The following is a 19,978-nucleotide window of genomic DNA, read 5'->3' on the forward strand; positions in this document are numbered from 1 at the left end:
GTCAGATCCCCTCGCGCACGACGAGCACCGAGGTCGTCTCCACCAGGCGTGCGAGCCACGTGTCGACCGACCGGCGGACGTCGGACACGTCGAGGACGTTCCAGACGAGGCCGAAGAGGTCCAGAAGCCGGGGGAGCTCCCGGCCGATCACCCGGTGCTCGACGGCGTCGTCCGGATCGGACCCGCGCCAGCTGACCACCAGCGGAAGCCGCACCTCGTAGACGAGATTGAACGAGGTGAGCACGTTCAGCCCATTCGCCAGTCCGGAATTCTGCATCAGCACCACGGCTTTGCGGCCGGCGACCGCCAATCCCGATGCGACCCCCAGCGCGGTGTCCTCACGCGGCGCCGGAAAATACCGAATTCGTCCGCTCGGCCCAGGGTTTTCAACGATCTTGAATATCCCTTTGAGCATCGAACAGGGAACCCCCGTGAAATCGGCGTACCCGCGATCTGTGAGTTCCCGTATCAATTCCTCCGCCGCCGGCATTCGTTCTCCTTCCCGGCGCCGGAACAGCGCTGCCTCACCATGCTAGACACCATTGGACCGGCATTTCGTCGCTCTGGTGTCCGCTACCGGTCAGCGGAACCGGCGTTCAGGTCATGTCGCTTCGACACCGAGGTAACGCGAACGCTCTTCTGGCGTCAGTTCCCTGGACACCCGCTCGGCGGCTTGGGCGAGGAGGTCTTCGGGACGGAGAGGCCACCAGCGGACCCAACCGTCGGACGCCCCGGTGACCACGGTCCCGTCGGGGGCGAAGACGACACCGGTGACCTCGGCGGGGTGGGGGAGACGGCATCGCTCGTTCCCGGTGTCCGCATCCCAGACGCGGACGACCGCGTCATCCCCGACGGTGGCGAACAGCCGACCGTCCGGACTGAAGACGGCGCGGCTCACCCAGCTCTCGGGATCGACCTCGGCGCGGACCTCGCCGGTCTCGGCGTCGAAGACGCGGGTGCGCCCCGCCCGGCCGATCGCGGCCAGCGACGTGAACCCGTGCAGCGCGCCCCCGCCCCACCAGTCGTCCCGGGCGAAGGAACGGTGCTCCAGTACGGTGCCGTCGCGGGCGGCGAGGGTGAGGACGCCGGAGTCGTCGAGGGCGGCGACGCGCGCACCGTCGGCGGAGAACGCCACGGCGCCCGCACCGTCGCCCAGTTCCGCCCGCGCAGGGGCGCCGCCGGCCGAGGGCAGCAGGAGGACGGCCGGGATGTCGCCGACGGCGGCGAGGGTCCGGCCGTCCGGAGCGAACGCCAGCGCGCGTACCTCTTCCGCACCGGTCGGCAGGACCGGTTCGGGATCTCCGGCAGGCAGGGCCCAGCGCCTGACCTCGCCGCCTTCGCCGGCGCCCGCGAGAGTCAGTCCGTCGGGGGAGACGGCCAGGACGCGGGGAGATGTCCCGGTGGCGAGCGCCGCGGTACCGGTGCGCCCGTCCGCGCTCCACAATCGGATCGCCCCCTCGGTGGAGGCCGCGAGCCGTTCGCCCCCCATCGCCAGCGCCGCGACCGGTCCGCCCGCGCTCTGGTGGCGCTGCTCGGCATGCGCGGTCGTCGACCAGAGGGCGCCCTCGTCGTCCTGGCTGGCCGACGCGCCCCATTCCCCGCCGGGGCTGACCGCCACGGCCCGGACGGCCTTCTGGTGGCACATCCGCAGGAGTTCGGCGCCTCCGGTGCTCCACACCCGTGCGGTGCCGTCGTCGGAACCGGTGAACAGCCGGGGGGACACCGGATCGAAGACCACGGCGCGCACCGCGCCGCCGTGCCGCAGCCGGACGAGTTCCGCGCCGGTCGCCGTGTCCCAAATCCGGGCGTGGCCGTCGTCGCAGGCGGTGGCCGCGAGCCGTACGTCGGCGGAGAACGCGACGGCCGTCACCGGGCCGTCGTGCCGCAGGACATGACGGATCCCGTCGACGTTCCAGAGCACCGCCGTGCCGTCGTCGCTCGCGCTCGCGGCCAGCCCGCCGGGCCCGAACACCGCGTCGCGGACGGGCTCTCCGTGCGCGTGGCGGGCGAGTTCGGTCCAGTCGGCCGTGTTCCAGATCCGGGCGATGCGGTCGGCTCCGCCGGTCACCATGAGGGAGCCGTCGCCGTTGAACGCGACGCTGCGCACCCATCCGTCCAGCGGAATGCTGACGAGCGGGGTGTCACGGCCGTCCCAGACGCGCACCAGACCGTCGTCGCTGCCGCTCGCCAGCAGCGCGCCGCCGGGGTGGTAGGCGAGCGCGGCGACCCAGCCGCCGTGCACGAGCTCGCCGAGCAGGCTCCCGTCGTCGAGGGACCACAGCCGAGCCCCGCCGTTCTCGCTTCCGGTCACCAGGCGGGTTCCGTCGGGGCTGAACGCGACGGCGCGCAGCCAGCCGCCGCTGCGGTGCCGCAGGCGGTGGAGCTCCTCGCCGGTCCGCACGTCCCAGACGCGGGCCGCCGCGTCATCGCCCGCCGTCACGAGCAGGGAGCCGTCGGGGGAAAACTGGGCGACCTGGACGTCGGCCTCGTGCGGGAGCCGGACTGCTTTCGTGGGCAGCAGCGCCAGCCCGCGCCGCAGTGCGAGATCGGCCTCGAACGACGGCGACCGCCGTAGCGCCTCGGCGGCCAGCAACACGCTGAGCGGCAGCGCGTTGGGTCGTTCGCCGCGGACCAGTTCGGAGTGGGCGACGAGCTGCCGCGAGAGGGCCTCGGCGTAGAGCCTGCGGTAGCGTGCGTCCTCCTGTTCTTGACGCTCCCTGCTGAGCCGGACGAACTCGTGCTCCTCGACGGTGATCTCGGCGTCGCGCTCCGCCAGCCAGGTCTCGGCCTCCGCGAGCAGCGGACCGCGCAGCAGGACGCTTTGGTCCTCGCCGAACGCCCGCCACACGCGGATCTGCTCGCGGACCCGCTCCTGCCAGATCCGGAAGGTGCGGTCCAGGGCGACCCACTCGCGGAGCCGGGGCCAGCCGGTGATGAGGGCCTCGTGAACCAGTTCGACGGTCTGCTCGCCGGACGGGTCGGCGCCGGTCACCACCAGCCGGTCGTCGGCGAGCCGGCGGGCGATCGGCCAGTCGCCGGGCCTCAGCTCGGTCCTGCTCGCGAGCCGGCGGGTGTCGGGTGTGCCTTCTCCGGGAGTGACCAGCTGGAGCAGCACCTGCCTCACCTGGAGCCGCTCGGCCTCGGGGTAGTGGCCCAGGACCTGCTCGGCGTGGTGGGTCAGCGCACCCTCGACCCCGCCGATCGCCTCGTAGGCGTCGTGGCCGATGGTCAGGCGGTGCTGCCGCTCCCACAGCAGGGACAGCGTGAACTCCAGCAGCGGCAGCCGTCCCGGCCGCCCGCCGACGTCCTCGAGGATCCGGTGGACGAGACCCGGTTCGAACACGGCCCGGCGCAGCGCCGCGGGCCGCTCGACCGCCTCGCGCAGCCCGGCGGCCGACAGGGGGCCGACCGGCTCGATCGCGCCGGTGAGCGCCTCGGCGAACGCCCGGTCGCCCAGGGCCTGGTTGAGGAAGTCGGCACGCATCGTCAGCACCAGCCGCACGTCCGGTTCGTCGGCGAGGCCGAGGAGGTCGGTGACGAACCGGCGGGGCTTGTCGGGGTCGCGGTGGTGGGTGTACAGCTCCTCGAACTGGTCCCCGACGATCAGCAGCCGGCCGCCGTCGCCGGTGACGCGCCTGGCGACCATGCCGAGCCCGCCGCGCTCCAGCAGCTCGGTCATCCGCGGGGTCTCCAGCAACAGGTCGAACTCCGACGAGTCGGGCTGCAGCAGCCGCAGCAGTTCTCTGGCCAATTCCTCATAGGGCTGCTTACGCGGCCGGAACACCGCGAACGACCAGGATCCCTCCTCCTCGAGAGCGGGGATGAGCCCGGCCTGGACGACCGACGACTTGCCTCCCCCCGACGGCCCGATGACCGCTGTCAGCGGTTTCGCCGCGACCGCGCTCTTCAACCGCGCGACGTCCTCGTTCCGGCCGAAGAACACTTCGGCGTCGCTCCGCCGGAACGCCGCGAGGCCCTTGTAGGGGGTGGGGGCGATGGTCCTTTCTTCCAGGACCTCGGGCCAGGACGCCACGAGGGTCTCGGTGGTCAGCGCGTAGGCGACGCGGTCGGTGTCCTGTCGGTCCGCCGCGACGACCATGCCTGCCACACCCTGGAGTTCGTCCACCCAGACGGGAGCTCCGCTGTAACCGCGCTGCACCCTGCGTCCGGTCTGGCGCTCGTGCTCCAGTTGCAGCCAGGAGGTGGCCTGGACGCCGGCGAAGACCCCGTCGGCCCAGTCGCCGCCCGGACGCCCGCCGGGGAACCCGAAGGTCCGGAACGCCAGTCCATAGGGCTGCGCGGTGGAGACCAGCAGGGCGGGCTCGGTGCCCGCGGGCGGGTCGGCGTCGAGGAGCAGGCCCGCGATGTCCCCTTCGCCGTCCGGCCCGACCGGCACCCAGTGGACGATGCGCGCGGTCAGCCGGGGCCCGTGGCTCGCCAGGGGGAAATCGAGTTCGACGACGCCCTCGGGGAGGGGCGCTCCGGTGTCCTCGATGCCGAGCGCGCCCGCGACGACATGCGCGCAGGTGAGCACGTGCCGCTCGCGGACGAGGAGTCCCGCGCCGACGATCGTTCCCGCCGGGGACCAGATCCGTGCGACGCTCCCGTGGAGGGTCCCGCTCACTCCGAGGAGTCCGCCGGAGGCCCGGCCGCGGGGGCGTCCGTCCAGCGCAGCGCGACCTTGAGGTTGGCCTCGGCGTTGGTGTTGGCGATGACGACACCCGCCGACGTCCCGACCTTGATCGCGAACTCGACGGTGATCTCCGAGGGCGGCGACGCGGAGTTCCGCATCGTGGCCCCGACCTGCTCGGCGGCGGTCTTCAGCCGCTGGAGCGCCGATTCGAACGACTCCCCGGCGAGCGCGGCCACGTCACGGATACGGCCCGCGCGGACGATGTCGCCCTCGTCCTCGGGGGCGCGCTGGACGATGAGCGAGACCCCGTCCTGCAAGGGAACCTCGACGTAGTCGGTCACGGGGTCAGCCTGCCTTTCGGGCGCCGCGGTCCGCAACAGGTTCCAGGATCCTGGCGATCGCGGACACATGGTCGGTGTCGAGAAGGCCGTAGTGACTGGTGGGCAGGGACAGGACACGGACCGAGCCCGTGGTGCGCGCACGCCACAGCTCGGGTTCGTCCATCCGGCGCGCAGGCAGGACGGGATGGTCCTGGGTGGCCTGCACCAGCACGAGGTCGATGTCCAGGCGGGGGCCGCGGAACCGGTATCCGCGGCGGGCGCGGGCATTGGCGAGCAGCGACTCGACCAGCGACTCGGGGACGGGGCCCGGCGAGGTCGCGGCGAGGATCGCGCGTGCTTCGGCCTCGGTCAGGTCCTCGGTCTCGTCGCGCGGCGAGGTGTCGAGCAGGGCGAGGGTCCGGACGCCGCCGCGCGCGCCGCCGAGCAGCCGGGCCATCTCGACGGCGATCAGCCCGCCGAACGACCAGCCTGCCAGGTCGAGCGGGCCCTGCGGATGACGCCGCCGGGCCTCCCGCGCGTACCGGCCGGCGAGCTCGGCCACCGTGCCGGGCGGTGCCCCGTGCGACTGGAATCCGAGGACCGTACGGCTCGGTGGCAGCCCGGCCAGCAGGTGCCGGTAGCAGAGCAGATCGCCCGACAGGGGATGGATGAGTACCAGTGGCGCGCCCTCGCCGTCCCGGAGGGGGACGGCGTGCCGGGCACCGTCCGCGAGGCCGCGGCCTTCGGCGAGCGCGGCGACGGTCGCCGAGGCCAGGAGGTCGGCGGGGGCCACCCGCACGCCGAGATGTTCCGTGAGCCGTTCCGCCAGCACGATCGCCGCCAGGGAGTCGCCGCCGAGGGCGAAGAAGTCGACGTCGGCGGGGACGGGAGCGGCGGAGCCGAGCGCTTCGGCCCACAGCCCGGCGATGGTCCGTTCGAGCGCGGTCGCGGGCGGGCGTCCCGGCGGCCGGCTCAGCGCGGAGTCCGGGGAGGGGGTGAGCGCCGCCCGGTCGACCTTGCCGTTGGGGGTCCGAGGCAGGGCCGGGAGCTGGTGGTACGAGCTGGGAATCATGGGGCCGGGCAGCAGAGCCCGCAGGTGGGCCCGGAGCGCGGCGGCGTCCAGGGCACCCGCACCGGTGAGGTAGGCGGCCAGTTCGGCGCCGTCGGCTGTCACCGCCGCGTCGTGGACGCCGGGGACCGACCGCAGCGCCTCCTCGACCTCGCCGGGGTCCACCCGGACGCCGTGGCGCTTCAGCAAGGCGTCGGTGCGGCGGAGGAAGGCGATCTCGCCGTCCGGCAGGACGCGAACGCGGTCGCCGGTGCGGTAGCGGAGCGCGCCGTCCGGCCCGGCCACGAACCGCGACGCCGACGTGGCGGAGTCGCCCAGATAGCCGCGGGCCACGCCGGTGCCCCCGAGGTACAGTTCGCCGGGCACTCCCGGGGGGACCGGCCGCAGGAACCGGTCCAGGATGACGCCGTCGAGGTTCGGGATGAGGCGTCCTGCGGGCACGTCGCCGATCCCGTCCTCGCCAGGGGCGACGGGACGGAAGGTCGCGGTCATCGTCGTCTCGGTCGGCCCGTACTGGTTGACGAAGACCGCGCCGGGGCCGAGCGCGCTCCGGGCGCGGCGCAGGTCGGCCCAGCGTAGAGGTTCACCGCTGACGAGGACCAGCCGCAGCGCGGAGTGGTCGCGTGCCCAGTGCCCCCCGGCCGCGCGCGCGAGCTCGGTGAGCAGAGTCGGCACCACGCTCAGCAGGCAGGTGACGCGGTGCCGGGCCAGGGCGTCGAGGATCGACGCGGGGTCGGCGGACGTCCGGGAATGGGTGAGCACGAGGGTGGCGCCGGCGGCGAGCGGCGCGAAGGTGTCGCGGATCGCGGAGTCGAACGCGAACGACGGCAGTTGCAGAACGACGTCGTCGGCGCCGAGGCCGTACTGCTCCACGACGTAGGACAGGTAGTTCACCACTCCGGCGTGCGTGGCCATGACGCCTTTCGGTGGCCCGCTCGAACCCGACGTCCGTACGACGTACGCCAGATCCGCGCCGCGGACATCGGCGTCCGGGCCGCCCGTGGCCGGGCCTTCCCGCTCCAGATCGGCGAGGACGCCGGGCGTGATGACGAGCCGGACGCCCGCATGCTCGAGCATTCGGCGGGTCCGCTCGGGCGGGTGGTCCGGATCGACGCCGAGGAACGCCCCGCCCGCCCGCCACACCGCGAGCGCGGCGACCACCAGCTCGGGTCCGCGGTCGAGACGGATCGCGACGACCGTGCCGCGGCCGACGCCGCGGTGGCGCAACCGCGTCGCGAGCCGCAACGAGCGCTGGTCCAGTTCGCCGTAGCCGATCGGCCGGCCCGTACCGAGCAGGGCGGTGCCGCCGGTGGCGGCGACGAGGCGGTGGGCTCCATGGTCGGGGCGGGCTCGGACGGGACCCGCGAGGGGCGGTCCCGGGGGCAGCGGCACTCTGGGCAGCGGCACGTCCGGGGCGGCGGCCGCGGCGGTCAGCAGGTCCCGGCAGGTCTCCAGGAGACGCCGGGCGGTCTCCTCGCCGAAGACGTCGGTCGCGTACTCCAGGGACAGCTCGATCGGGCCGCCGCGCTCGGTCGCGTAGAGGGTGACGTCGAACTTGGCGGTGCCGTTGTGAAGCGGAGCCGGGACCGTCCGGAGGCCGTCGAGCCGGTCCAGCTCCACCGGCTCGTCCTCCATCACGAACGACGCCTGGTAGACGGGGTTGCGCGCGGCGTCGCGGGGAAGGGCGAGCGCCCGCACGATGGCATCGAACGGCACGTCGGAATACCGGTGCGCGGTCAGGAACTGCCGGCGGACCCGCGCGGCGAGGGCGCGAAGTCCCTCGTGGCCGGCAAGGCCGATCCGCAGTGGCAGCGTCTGGGCGAAGAGCCCGACGACGGACTGGAGTTCTGCCCTGTCACGGCCGCTGACCGGGACCCCGATCACCAGGTCGTCCTGTTCGGTCCAGCGCTGGAGCGTTGCGGCGAACCCCGCTAGCAGGGCCGAGAAGGCGGTCCCTTCCCCGAGCCGCCGCAGTGCCGCGCAGAGCCCCCGGTCGAGGGTCAGGCGCAGCAGCGCACCGTTCCCCGTCGCGACGGGCGGCCGCGGCCGGTCGGCGGGCAGGTCGAGGACCGGCAGTGGAAGGGCGAGCCGTTCCGTCCAGAACCGCAGCCCCTCCGGCGACGGGCCGGGCGGCCGGGCGAGCGCGCACGCCGCGTCCGCCGCCCCGATGGCGGCCGGGACGGGCGGGGGAGCCAGGCCGAGCCGATGGGCCCGGTAGAGGGCGGAGAGGTCGGCGACGAGCAGCCGCAGCGACCATCCGTCCGCGAGGAGGTGGTGGGCGACCAGGATCAGGTGCGTCCGGCCACCCGTGAACAGTTCCGCGCGGATGGGCGGGACCCCGTCGGGGAATGTCCGGCGTGCGGCCTCCCGGAGTTGCGCGCCGAGGTCGGAGGCCGCGGAGACCTCCAGCGGCACGGCACCGCGTGCGGCGACGATCTGCCGGACCTCGCCGTCCTCCACCGCGAACGACGTGCGCAGCGCCTGATGGCGGCCTGCGAGGTCGGCCAGGGCCCTGCGCAGCACTTCGACGTCGAGGTCGCCGACCAGTTCGGCCGCGATGTACACGTGGTAGCCGGGGCCGCGGCCGAGCAACCGGTCGGCCAGCCACACCCTCCTCTGGGCGGGCAGCAGCGGAACGGGCGCGCCGGGGGCGCGGGGCCCGATCGCCGGGTCTCCGGCTCCGCGTAACAGCCGTTCCACCAGCTCCCGCCGGGCGGCCGACGAGAACTCGCCGGACGTCATGGTTCCGCGATGCGAGAGGCGACGTCGGCGTCGCTCATCGCGGCCACCGCGGCATGGACCGCGGCCTCGACGACCGGTGCGAACCGGGCGATCGTCGGATGGTCGAACAGCTCCTGCAAGGGGATGTCCACGGTGAACGCCGACCGGACATGCGCCATCAGCCGGGTCGCGTGAACCGAGGCGCCGCCGATGAGGAAGAAGTCGTCGTCGACGCCGACGCGGGAGACTCCGAGCGATTCGGCCCACAGCTCGGCCAGTGCCTGCTCCAGGGGAGTGGAGGGCGGCCGGTAGGCGGCCGCCGCGGAGCGCGCCGACCAGTCGGGCGGGGGCAGCGACTTCCGGTCGGTCTTGCCGCTGGAGGTCTTGGGCATCTCCGCGACCGGGACGAACAGCGAGGGGATCGTGTAGGGCGGCAGTTCGCGCGACAGGAAGGCGACGAACTCCTCGCGCGGCGCGGGCGCCGGCCCCGCGACGTAGGCGACGAGGCAGGGCTCACCGAGCGGGTCCCTGGCCAGGACGACCGCCGCGTTGACCACGGAAGGGTGGCGGACCAGGGCGTTCTCGATCTCGCTCAGCTCGACGCGGATGCCCCGTAGCTTGACCTGCCGGTCATGGCGGCCGAGGAACATCAGCGCCCCGTCGTCGCGCCGCAGGCCGCGGTCGCCCGTCCGGTAGAGACGCTCGCCCGTGCCGAAGGGGCTCGCCACGAAACGCTCGGCCGTCCGGACGGGGTCGCCGAGGTAGCAGCGGGCCAGGCCCGAACCGCCGATGTACAGCTCGCCGGGCCGGCCCGGAGGGCACGGGCGGAGCAGATCGTCCAGGACGTGCACCTCGGCACCGTCGATGACCGTGCCGATCGGAACCGGCCCCTCCTCGTCCTCGGGGCCACAGGTGTGCGCGGTCGAATCGATCGAGGTCTCGGTCAGCCCCCACAGGTTCCGCAGCACGCAGTCCGGCCCGAACGCCCGCCGGAACCGCCGCACCAGCTCCGGCTGGAGCGGTTCGCCCGCGGACACGACCAGGCGGACCGATTCCAAGCCGGGACCATGCGGCAGGTCGAGGAACTCGGCGAGCCAGCTCGGGACGAACTGGAGCACGGCGACGCGGTGCCGGACGGTCGCGGCGCGGATCGCCGCCGGATCGCGGTGCAGACCCGGCGGGAGCATCACGACGGTGCCGCCCGCGATCAGCGGCCAGAACACCTCGACGGCCGCGTCGTCAAAGGTCAGCGTGGTCTTCTGGAGCACCCGCTCACCCGGCCGCAGGTCGTGTGCGTCCTGCATCCAGCGCATCCGGCCGACCCAGCCCCGGTGGACGCTGGCCACCGCCTTGGGCGGGCCGGTCGAACCCGAGGTGTGGTAGACCGAGACCAGCCCGTCCTCCCGGATCCGCACATCCGGCCGGGCCGGGGCCAGGCCGGACAGGTCGGGGAGGGGCAGGGCGCCCGGCAGGTCCGACGGCCCGTCGCACAGGCACACCGCACTTCCCGCGCGTTGCAGCAGGTCCGCGTTGCGGGCGGTGGGAGCGTCGAGGTCGAGCGGCAGGTAGGCGGCGCCCGCCTTGAGTACTCCGAGCAGGACCGCGACCAGTGCGGCGGACCGGTCCATGCCGACCCCCACGACCCCGTCCGGGCGGATGCCTCTGTCGAGGAGGAACCGGGCCACGCGATTGGCCCGGTCGTCGAGTTCGCGGTAGGTGAGCGCCTCGGTGTCGGTCAGGACCGCGACGCCGTCGGGATCCCGGTCCACCTGGTCTTCGATGAGCCTGTGCAGCAGAGCCATCGGCCCCCCTTCAGCGGGCTCCGCTCAGAGTACGATGACGGCCTTCTCCCGACCAGAGGAGCCCGACGTGGGCGGAGCCCGCACGATGACCGTGACCGTGGATCCTGAGCTCGGGGGGAGGTGGACTTCACTCCGATCGGCGTCGGGCCGCGAATGGCTCTGGTCCAGACAGGAGCCGCTGCGTGCGCGGGTCGCTCCTGGTGACGCTTTCGTCGACGCCGGCGGCCTGGAGGAGTGCCTGCCGACGCTGGGCGGCCCGCCCGACCACGGGGACCTGTGGTCCAGGCCATGGCGGGAGACCGGAAACGGTCACGAGGCCGAGGGCGGCGGATTCCGGCTGCGCCGCCGGATGGAGATCGAGGGCGACACCCTCACCGTCACCTACGAGGTCTCCGCCGATCCGGGCCGCCGTTTCATCTGGGCGGCCCATGCGCTGCTGGACGTCTCGCCCAACGCCCGCCTGGAGCTCCCCCACGGCCTACCCGCGACGGTCGGGGTCGAAGGCGGGCTGAAGTCGTTCTCCTGGCCGGAGCTGGACGGGGTCGACCTGGGCGCGCTGGGTCCCGACGACGGCACCACACTGATGGTGGTCGTCCCGGACGTCGCCACGGTCACGGTCGTCGACGGCACCGACCGGCTGACGATGACCGTCACCTCCGCCGGCCTCCCCACCGGCGTGGCCTACTGGCGGAATCTGTGCGGCTGGCCGGAGCACGGGCCGTACCGGTCCATCGGTGTCGAGCCGCTGCTCGGCCGGACGGGCGACCTCGGCGCGTGCGGTCCGGGCGACGCGGTGACGGTCCCGGAGTCCGGGACCGTCGGATGGACCCTGACGATCACCGCGCCCTAGCCCTCTCGGAGCAGCCCGAACCCGGTGACCGTGTCGCCGTTGCGGATCTCGCCGCTGATCGCGTTCTTCTGTCGCGTGAACAGATGACCATGCGCCCGGACATCCGCCACCGACTCATCTCCGGTGAAGCGGAGGGTGAGGCCGTGCGCGGTCGTCGCGTCGATCTTGCCTTGGACACCGAGCTCCCATCCGTCGCCGCGGCAGGTTCCGGCGAGGACGCCGCCATCGACGTGCTCCAGATCGACCGAGGCCTCCGCGCCCTCGTGCAGGAGGGTGTACCTGCCCGCGAAGTCGGCGGGCGCCACATCGTTGGTGGCCTGGCCGGGCACCGGCGGGGGCAGTTCGCGGGCGCGCAGCGCGACGAAGCCGAACGGGTCGTTCTCCCAAAGCGTGGTTCCGGCGAGCAACATTCCGTCACGAGTCGACAGATATCCGGTGAAGCGCTGCTCGGGCAGCCAGTTGAAGTCGTGGATCACCAGCTCGACCCGGTGCCGGACGGCCACGTCGACCTGACCCGTCACGGCGAAGGTCTGGTCGAGCCGGTGATCGCGGTAGGACCCCCGCAGGTTGCGCCCGCTGGAGACCCGCAGGGTCAGGACGCCAGGCCAGCCGTCGTGGGCGAAGGCGTACTCGCCGGCGAACATGGCGGGCCTGACAGAAGAGGTTCGCGGAGTGAAGATGTCGATGAAGGCCACGGGTGTCCCGGGAGGTCGAGGAATGGAATCCGGCTCAGGAGTTCTGTCTGTCGAACGCTCGGGAGAGCGGCCGCTGCGCGTCGCGGCGATCGGATCGGAAGGTCCGCACCATCTGTACCTCTACTCCGTCCTAGCGGGCAGGTTCGATCTCACGGGCGTCATCGTGGAACAAGGCGATCGCTGGCATAAGCGGTTGCTGCGGCGGCGACGTTACAGGGACTGGTTCTACCGGCTCGTCCACGAGTACCGGCAGAAGCTGCACGGCTACCGGCGGTACCGTGAGGCCTTCTTCGCTGAGCTGGGACCGCACACGCCTCCGGAGACGGTCGTCCGCGTCCCCTCGGTGAACGCTCCTGAGGCAGCGAGGGCGCTCCTCGACTGGGATCCGGACATCACCATCGTGTTCGCCGTCTCGATCCTGGGTGACGCGACCCTGAAGGCGGCCGGAACGGCGATCAACGTGCACGCCGGGTGCCTGCCGCGCTACCGCGGCAACCAAGGGATCTTCATGGCGCTCTACCACGGGGACGAGGGCAACGCGGGGGCCAGCCTGCACCTGGTCAGGCGGCGGGTGGACGCGGGTCCCCTCCTCGCCGTCCTGCACGCGCCGGTCGCTCCAGACGACACCGAGGAGATGGTCTGGTGCCGCGCGCTCAAAGGCGCCATCGACGAACTCGTCGATCTGCTCGGGACGCTCGAACGCGGCGGCACCGTCCCCTACCAAGCGCAGCCGCCGGGCGGACACGCCATCCGAAACCGGGACCGGGGTCTGCGGACCGACCTCGTCTGCGCCTGGCGCCGGCTTCGCCGGCACCGGCTGACGCCATATGCCGAGTGGCGGATCGAGCGTCCGGAGGACGGATTTCACTCGGCACCATCAGAGCCCGACGACCCATCCCCCGGATCTCGCCGACGCCGCCGAGACAGGTCCACCTGACGGGCGCCATAAGGGCTCACACCTTGCTGGACTCCGTGATGTTCCGGGTTTACCGGGAAGGGCTTCATTTTTCAGTTTGCTGGATGCTCCTGCTTTTCGGGCATCATTCGAGAGTGGGCTCAGAGGCATGCTCTCACCGAGAGCATGCCTCTTCGTGCATCCAAGTCCCGCCGAAGAGGTCCGGAGGCGGTTCCGTCGCCTACATCTCGTCCGTCGGCGGGCTCGTGCACCAGATCGGTGTGCCGAACCCCGCGTACACGGCCGCGAAGTTCGTCGTCCGCAGGCTGATCAAGGCCGCGGCCGTGCAGTTCGGACCTCAGCGCGCCCGGGTGAACTCCGTCCATCCGGGCGGCGTGCTCCCACCGATGCTGCGCGACACCCTTCCGGCCGCGACGCTGGAAGGCCCTGAAGCCGGACGTCCCGCTGCGGCGCATGGCCGACCCGCGGGAGGCCTCCCAATTCAAGGCGATCGTGGTGAGTGCTTGCGACGTCCCACCGCCGAGCTCACCGATTCCTCTGGACAGCGGCCGGAAGTAGAAAGGCGTCATGACAACGATTCCGCATCACCGCACACCACGCAGCCCAAGGGGTAAGAGGGAGACCATGAAGGGTGCCTCGACTATGCGAGTCTTCGACCGGCCCGGTTGCGGCTGGGCGGTGCGGGTGGGGGCGGCCGTATGACGCCGCGGCGGGTCGTGGTCGTCGGCGCGGGGATGGTCGGCCTGTCGTGCGCCTGGTCGTTGCAGGATTACGGCGTCGAGGTCGAGGTGCTCGATAGGGGACGGGTCGGGCTAGGGGCCTCTTGGGGGAACGCCGGTTATGTGGCGCCTTCGCTGACGGTGCCGCTGCCGGAGCCCTCGATGCTGCGGTACGGCCTGCGCGCGGTGCTCGACCCGGCGTCGCCGGTGCGACTTCCGGTTCGGGCCGACATCGAACTCGTCCGGTTTCTGGGGCGGCTGGTGCGGCATTGCACGGGCCGCCGCTGGAGCCGGGCGATGGACGGGTACCGCATGCTCAACGCCCAGATCTTCGACGCGTTCGACGCGCAGCGCCGAGCAGGCGTGGACGCTCCCGTGCACGAGGCCGCTGTGCTGGCCGCCTTCACCGAGGCCGGGCAGGCGACGGGACTGCTGCACGAACTCGAAGGCGTCGCATCGGCCGGGCAGCAGATCGAGGTCGGGCTGCTGACCGGAGCGCAGGCACGCGCCACCGAGCCGAACCTCTCCCGGGAGATCGCGCTGGCCGTCCGGATCGACGGGCAGCGGTATCTCGATCCGGGCGCCTACACCGCGGCACTGGCCGCCCAAGTCCGCGCCCGGAAGGGGAAGATCACCGAACACGTGACGGTGACGGGCGTCGACCGGCACGCGGGCCGGGTCCGCATCCGGTGCGCGGACGGGCATCGGGACGCGGACGCGGTGGTCCTCGCCTCCGGAGCGTGGCTGCCGGAATTGGCCGGCGACCACGGCGTGCGGGTCCCGCAGTACGGCGGACGCGGTTACAGCTTCACCGTGCCGCTGCGTCGTCCGTTGCAGGGGCCGTTGTACTTCCCGGCCGCCCGTGCCGCGCTTGCGCCGCGGGGCACGAGCGCGGCACGGGTGACCAGCATCATGGAGTTCCAGCGTCCGGACGCCCCACCGGACCGGCGTGCGCTCGCGGCGACCCTTCGTGCGGTACGTCCGCTGCTGGAAGGGGCTGAGTGGAGGTCGGTCACCGATCCTTGGGTCGGTGCCCGCCCTCTGACCGCTGACGGGATCCCCCTGGTCGGGCCGTCGGCCACTGAAGGCGTCTACATCGCGGGTGGGCACGGCATGTGGGGAGTGACGCTGGGGCCGCTGACCGGACGGCTGCTGGCCGAGCACATCGCGACCGGCGCCACACCCGCCCCGCTGGCCTGGCTCGACCCCCTCCGCAGCGGCCACTGACCGCGGCATTTCCTGACAACGACCCGGCCCGAAGTCCGAGCGCCGACCGCGCCCCTACCGGCGAGCGCCATCAGTGCCCAAGGGGGGAACAGCCGCCGTGGATCGCTCAGGGCGGCTTGTGGGGGCGTTGCTTGCCGCGGCTGATCAGAGTTCGTCCTCCGGATTCCAGCCGGCCGGCCTGCCCATCCCCTCGCTCACTCCTGAGTCCGTCCTCCTCGGGCGAGCAGCACCGGCGATCGACGATGGAGAGCCATTGGCCCGGATCGGGGATGCCGGGATACCGGTGTTGCACAGCTATGCCAAGGGTGGCCGGCGCCACGCGGTCGATGAGCAGTGGCTCCGGGCCGTGGCGTACTTGCGCGTCTGCAGCAGGCGGCCGCCACCCTTCCGCCGGAGTTCGGCCTGGCCGTCTTCGACGGCTGGCGGCCCCTGGCCCTGCAGCGTGAGTTGTTCGAGGCCCTCAGCTGAGGACCTGGACGGGCCGACCGCACCCATCCCAACCCGGTCATTCTGTTAGGAACTCTTAGATCGCGTCTGCTTCGTCACCGGCGCGGTTGGTTCGGCGGACGGAGGCGGGGCCGGCAGGGCTGGTCATCGAGGATGCTCGGATCGCCTGTCTTGCCTCGGCCAGCGGCGCGAGCAGGTACCGGGTGTGGTCGGACGTCCCGTGGCGGTGGTCGACGGGGCCCGGCCACGTGGTCCTGGCGCGGTGGCGGATGTGCTCCTCCACGCCGTCGATGAGGTGCAGCATCTCGGCGAGGACGCCCTCGTCGGTGCGCCGGTATGCGTCGCCGGCGGCGAGGTAGACGGGGGAGGTGTGGGCCATGATGGGCCGCTCCCAGACGTCCCGGTGGCGGGCGATGCCGTCGCCCGGCCCGTAGCACCGGGCCGCGACCCACGAGGACTCCTCGACCCGCAGGTCGAAGTCGAGCGAGCCGGTCAGGACGGGCTCGTCCCAGCGCCGCGATTCGACGACCGTGCCGTTGACCACGATCTCCAGGCGGCCGATGGGGAAGATCGAGTGGAACTCCGCCGCGCCGTGCACGGTCCTGCCGCCGGTGCCGGTGAGCACCGAACCGGGCGGGGCCTCGTCGACCGACAGCCGCAGGTGGGGCCCGCTGGTGACGACGGTGTCGCCTGAGCGGACGGCCTCGCACCAGTCCCAGTAGTCCATCGTCGCCGGGTCCGGGACGCGGGCGTAGGTGCGGACGAGGCCGATCGGCACCTCGCTGCTCATCTTGTCGGTGCCGCCGACGAGGGTGAGGCGGTATCCGGCGTTGAGATAGCGGTAGTACTGGGTGATGTTGTAGTCGTCGTAGGCGATCATCTCGACGCCGTCGAGCCGTCCGGTGGCGATCAGGGCGGCGGCCTCGCCGTTGGGGACGGGGAAGTGCGCGAGCAGGACGGTCCCGCCCTGGGCGTGGCACTCGTCGGCCCAGTGCGCGAGGGTGGTCTCCAAGCCGCCGCCGAGGTCGGACTCCTCGGCGCCGCCGGTGCACCAGGGGCGGATCGGCGCGCGCAGGCCGAGCAGGTTGATGTGGCCCAGCATCGCGGTCCGGTTCTCCTGGCCGGTGTGGACGTGGGTCGCGCCGTCCGCGGAGGTGTGCGGGTGCCCGGTGAAGTCCTCGACGTTGGTGTGCAGGTGGCCCCACTGGCTCAGCAGGAGGTTGGTGACCCGCACCCCCTCGCCGCGCGCCTCCAGCTCGGCGCCGTGCGTCGAGACGAAGTGGACGTGGGTGTCCCCGGCGACGTAGCCGTCCGCCTCCGGGTCGTGGAAGCGTTCGAGGCGCAGTTCGAGCGTCCGCTGCCCCGGCCGGATCGTCAGCTCCTCGCGCAGCGGGACGTAGTCGAAGCCGTGCGCGGCCTCGACGACGACCCGCCCGTGGGGGAGCCAGCCCTCGAACTCGCCGTCGACGTAGGCGTACGTCCGCTGGCCGAGGCGGACGTCGCCGCCGATGTCCAGGTTCCAGGTGTTGCCGTCGGAGTTGATGTGCGCGTGGTGCCCGTAGGGCGCGAGCGGGACGCCGTCGGGGGTGTGGAAGTGCAGGCGGCAGGGCAGCGGCTCGCCGGTGGCGGCGTCGACGACCGTCCCCCTGATCCAGGCGCGGCCCGGCTCGGTCAGCCGCCATTCGGTGCCGTCGCCGGTGGTGATCCGGCCCTGTTCGAGGAGGTCGCCCCAGGTGAAGCGGGCTTCGACGGTTCCGGCGACGTCGAGGGCGACGGTCGCGGACGGCGTCGCGGCGACCCGGACGTACCCGGTGCGCTCGCTGGTCGCGCCTCCCCACGCCGGCGGGGTCGACAGGCCGGCGTCGTCGACCGTCCGGTAGGCGTAGGTGGCGGTGCCGCGGTCGACGGTCACCGCGACGTCCTCGTCCACCGATCCGCCGGCGAGAGAGAAGATCAGCTCGCGGGAGACCGTCCGGCCGAACGGCTCCTCGGCGAGCCGGCTCAGCGTGATCGCGCCGATCAGGACGGCCGGGCCGGCGGACTCGATCTCGATGGCGGCCGCCCTGCGCTCCGGGTGAGGGTTGCGCCACGGCCACAGGTAGAAGCGGTAGGGCAGGACGTAAGGGGAGCGCGCCTGCGGGTCGTCGATGTCGACGTACCTGGCCCCGGCGGCGTCGTAGCGCCCGCAGGTGCGGTGCATGAGCCGGTGCTGCGCGTCGGGCAGGGCGAGGAAGGGGGTCTGGCCCCAGTCCAGCGGGAGCGGGCGGCCCTCCCACAGCCGCGGGGTGGGGCCGATCTCGAACCGCTGCCGCACGGGGACGCTCTCCGCGCCGCCGTCGGCGTACCGGAGGGTGTAGCGGGCGACGGTCTCGCCGACCGGGGCGCCCTCGAAGAGGCCGGGTTCCTCGATGGCGTGGGCGAAGAGGATCCAGTGGCAGTCCTCGTCCACGGGGATCACGGCGGGGGCGTCCTGCGTCACCCGGACGAGGGACGCCCCGTCGAGGTCGGTGCCGAAGCGGAAGGGCAGGCCGTAGAGCGCCCGCTCCCCGGCGAAGGAGGCGTCCACGTCGTCGAGCAGGGTCAGGGGGGCGTTCCAGGACGCCGCCAGGTCGAGGGCCCGGTAACCGCGCTGCCAGGTCACGCGGGCTCCACGGCGACCGTCTCGGCGGGCTCGTCGACGCTGGTCTCGGCGAGGACGGCGTACCGTTCCGGGGCCCGCGAGCGCAGCGACAGCGCCGAGGCGATCCCGCCCGCGAAGGCGAGCACGCCGAGGCCGAGCAGCACCGCGTTGGTCGCCGTGCCCGCACCGGTCAGCAGGGAGATGTTGGCGAGCGCGAGGACGAGGATCACGCAGAGGGCGGCGAAGCTGAGGCCGGGGGCGATCAGGGTGCGCCAGAGGCCCGCCTCGGGGGCGTTGCGCCGCAGGTAGGAGACCACGGCGAGGCAGCACAGGGCCCACAGGACGATGATCCCGAGGAAGCCGATCGCGCTGCCCCACAGCAGCAGTTGGAGGTAGGGGTCGAGGTCGAACGCGGCCCACAGCACCACGACGACGCCCGCCGCCGCCGTCTGCGCCGCGCCGGCCGCCAGCGGGGCCCGCGTGCGCGGGTGCGTGCGTCCGAACGCCTTCGGCATGAGCCCCTCGCGGCCCAGCGCGAACAGGTACCGGTTCGCCGCGTTGTGCAGTGCCAGCAGCGCGGCGAAGGCGCTGGTGAGCAGCAGGACCTGCATGACGGCCGAGACCGCGTCCGGGGTGTACCGGTCGAACACCCCGATGACCAGCCCGGCGGTGTCCTGGCCGGCGGCCGCCGCGATACCGTCCGCGCCGACGGCCTGCACGATCGTCCAGGTGATCAGCGCGTAGAAGACGGCGATGAAGCCGACCGCGATGTAGGTCGCGCGGCGCACCGTCCGGATCCCGCCGCGCGCCTCCTCGCTGAAGATCGCGGTGGACTCGAACCCCATGAACGCGCCGAACACCAGCGCGAACATCGCCGCGTTGGACGGCGTGAACACCGTCGCGGGGGAGAAGGACGTGAAGGACGTCTCGCCCGCGCCGCCCTTGGCGAGCACGCACACCGCCATCACCACGAGCACCGCGATCTCGAGGACGAGCAGGATCCCGAGGATCCGGGCGCTGGTGCGGATGCCGCGGTAGCCGAGCCATGCCACCAGCACGACCGCGACCAGCGCGAAGACCCACCAGGGCAGCGACACGCCGGTGTACTTGTCGAAGGTGTCCGCGGCGTAGAGCCCGAGGGCCCCGTAGGTGCTGATCTGCAGCGTGTTGTAGGCGAGCAGGGCCAGCGTCGCCGCGCCCGACCCGGCCGGCCGGCCCAGTCCGCGGGTGATCACGGCGTAGAACGCCCCGGCGTTGCGGACGTACCGGCTCATGGTCATGAAACCGACCGCGAACAGCGCCATCACGAGGCCCGCCACCAGGTAGGCGCCCGGGACGGCGGCGCCGCCCTTCAGGAAGTGCAGGGGCGCCACCGCGACGATCAGGGTCAGCGGCGCCAGCGCCGCCAGGACCGTGAAGACGAGGTCCTTCGTCCCCATCGCGTTCGCCGCAAGGCCGTTGCTGCCCGGGTGTTCGGTACCTGGGTGTGTCGACATGGTCATCCGCCTCCGGGAGTCCGCGGGAGCTCGCTGCGCCAACGCTAGGAAGCCCTCTCGCGCGGCAGAAGTGGACGTTCAGCCCCATCCGGAGGTGCGGGTTGTGCGTATCGTCCCGGCCGGTTCAATGGATCTGGCTCCGCCATCGCAGCGCGAACCACAGTTCCATGCGCACGTCGGGGTCGTTGAGGTCCAGGTCCAGCAGCCCGCTGATCCGGCGGATGCGGTGCCGCACGGTGTTGCGGTGCACGCCGAGGTCGGAGGCGGTGCGGTCCCAGTTGCCGTGGTGCGCCAGCCAGCTGCGCAGCGTGCCGGCCAGCAGGGCGGGGTCCGGGGACGAGGCCGCGTCGAGGCCCGCGAGGAGCCGGTCGGCGTACCGGGACGCCTGGGGGGAGTCCAGCAGCGCCATGACGCCGTGGAGGCCGGCCCCCGCGACCACGGTCGCGCCGCCGCCGCGGGCCGC

General features: G+C 72.7%; 13 protein-coding genes. 4 read left to right on the plus strand and 9 right to left on the minus strand.

The features are described 5' to 3' along the window. Position 1 precedes the first annotated feature (1 nt). The 5 genes from ABZ914_RS06300 to ABZ914_RS06320 form a co-directional block, all read right to left on the minus strand. A complete protein-coding gene (locus tag ABZ914_RS06300) occupies positions 2-490 on the minus strand; it encodes a thiamine pyrophosphate-binding protein (RefSeq protein ID WP_500192017.1) in 489 nt (162 codons plus the stop codon). 111 nt (positions 491-601) lie between these two features. Continuing rightward, positions 602-4,624, minus strand: coding sequence for an nSTAND1 domain-containing NTPase (locus ABZ914_RS06305; RefSeq protein WP_500192018.1), 4,023 nt, complete (start codon positions 4,622-4,624; stop codon positions 602-604). Then, a complete protein-coding gene (locus ABZ914_RS06310; protein ID WP_500192019.1) occupies positions 4,621-4,974 on the minus strand; it encodes a CU044_2847 family protein in 354 nt (117 codons plus the stop codon). The genes ABZ914_RS06305 and ABZ914_RS06310 overlap by 4 nt, the downstream gene beginning before the upstream one ends. Positions 4,975-4,978: 4 nt before the next feature. Next, the gene (locus ABZ914_RS06315; protein ID WP_500192020.1) at positions 4,979-8,764 is read right to left on the minus strand and encodes a non-ribosomal peptide synthetase; all 3,786 of its coding nucleotides are present in this window, start codon (positions 8,762-8,764) and stop codon (positions 4,979-4,981) included. Then, positions 8,761-10,545, minus strand: a complete 1,785-nt coding sequence (locus ABZ914_RS06320; RefSeq protein WP_500192021.1) for a non-ribosomal peptide synthetase — start codon at positions 10,543-10,545, stop codon at positions 8,761-8,763. Before ABZ914_RS06320 ends, ABZ914_RS06315 begins: the two co-directional genes overlap by 4 nt. Positions 10,546-10,612: 67 nt before the next feature. On the opposite strand from ABZ914_RS06320, the gene ABZ914_RS06325 reads away from it, so the two are divergent. After that, the gene (locus tag ABZ914_RS06325; RefSeq protein WP_500192022.1) at positions 10,613-11,395 is read left to right on the plus strand and encodes an aldose epimerase family protein; all 783 of its coding nucleotides are present in this window, start codon (positions 10,613-10,615) and stop codon (positions 11,393-11,395) included. On the opposite strand, the gene ABZ914_RS06330 is transcribed toward ABZ914_RS06325, so the two are convergent. Continuing rightward, a complete protein-coding gene (locus ABZ914_RS06330; RefSeq protein WP_500192023.1) occupies positions 11,392-12,039 on the minus strand; it encodes a hypothetical protein in 648 nt (215 codons plus the stop codon). The genes ABZ914_RS06325 and ABZ914_RS06330 overlap by 4 nt on opposite strands. A gap of 34 nt (positions 12,040-12,073) precedes the next feature. Here ABZ914_RS06330 and ABZ914_RS06335 point away from each other — a divergent pair, with 34 nt between their 5' ends. The 3 genes from ABZ914_RS06335 (at position 12,074) to ABZ914_RS06345 (ending at position 14,952) form a co-directional block, all read left to right on the plus strand. After that, positions 12,074-13,027 (plus strand): formyltransferase family protein, encoded by a 954-nt coding sequence (locus tag ABZ914_RS06335; RefSeq protein ID WP_500192029.1) that lies wholly within the window; start codon positions 12,074-12,076, stop codon positions 13,025-13,027. A gap of 83 nt (positions 13,028-13,110) precedes the next feature. Continuing rightward, positions 13,111-13,620, plus strand: a complete 510-nt coding sequence (locus ABZ914_RS06340) for an SDR family NAD(P)-dependent oxidoreductase (RefSeq protein WP_500192030.1) — start codon at positions 13,111-13,113, stop codon at positions 13,618-13,620. A gap of 84 nt (positions 13,621-13,704) precedes the next feature. Beyond that, positions 13,705-14,952, plus strand: coding sequence for an NAD(P)/FAD-dependent oxidoreductase (locus ABZ914_RS06345; protein WP_500192024.1), 1,248 nt, complete (start codon positions 13,705-13,707; stop codon positions 14,950-14,952). Positions 14,953-15,475: 523 nt separating this feature from the next. Here ABZ914_RS06345 and ABZ914_RS06350 read toward each other — a convergent pair. The 3 genes from ABZ914_RS06350 to ABZ914_RS06360 all read right to left on the minus strand — a co-directional run. Continuing rightward, a complete protein-coding gene (locus ABZ914_RS06350) occupies positions 15,476-18,040 on the minus strand; it encodes a CehA/McbA family metallohydrolase (protein WP_500192025.1) in 2,565 nt (854 codons plus the stop codon). Next, positions 18,037-19,458, minus strand: a complete 1,422-nt coding sequence (locus ABZ914_RS06355; protein WP_500192026.1) for an APC family permease — start codon at positions 19,456-19,458, stop codon at positions 18,037-18,039. The genes ABZ914_RS06350 and ABZ914_RS06355 overlap by 4 nt, the downstream gene beginning before the upstream one ends. Before the next feature lie 181 nt (positions 19,459-19,639). After that, positions 19,640-19,978: helix-turn-helix domain-containing protein (locus ABZ914_RS06360; protein WP_500192027.1), on the minus strand; the 339-nt coding region annotated here is incomplete at its 5' end.

Origin of the sequence: Spirillospora sp. NPDC046719, assembly GCF_040645715.1 — a bacterium.
Classification (GTDB): Bacteria; Actinomycetota; Actinomycetes; order Streptosporangiales; family Streptosporangiaceae; genus Spirillospora.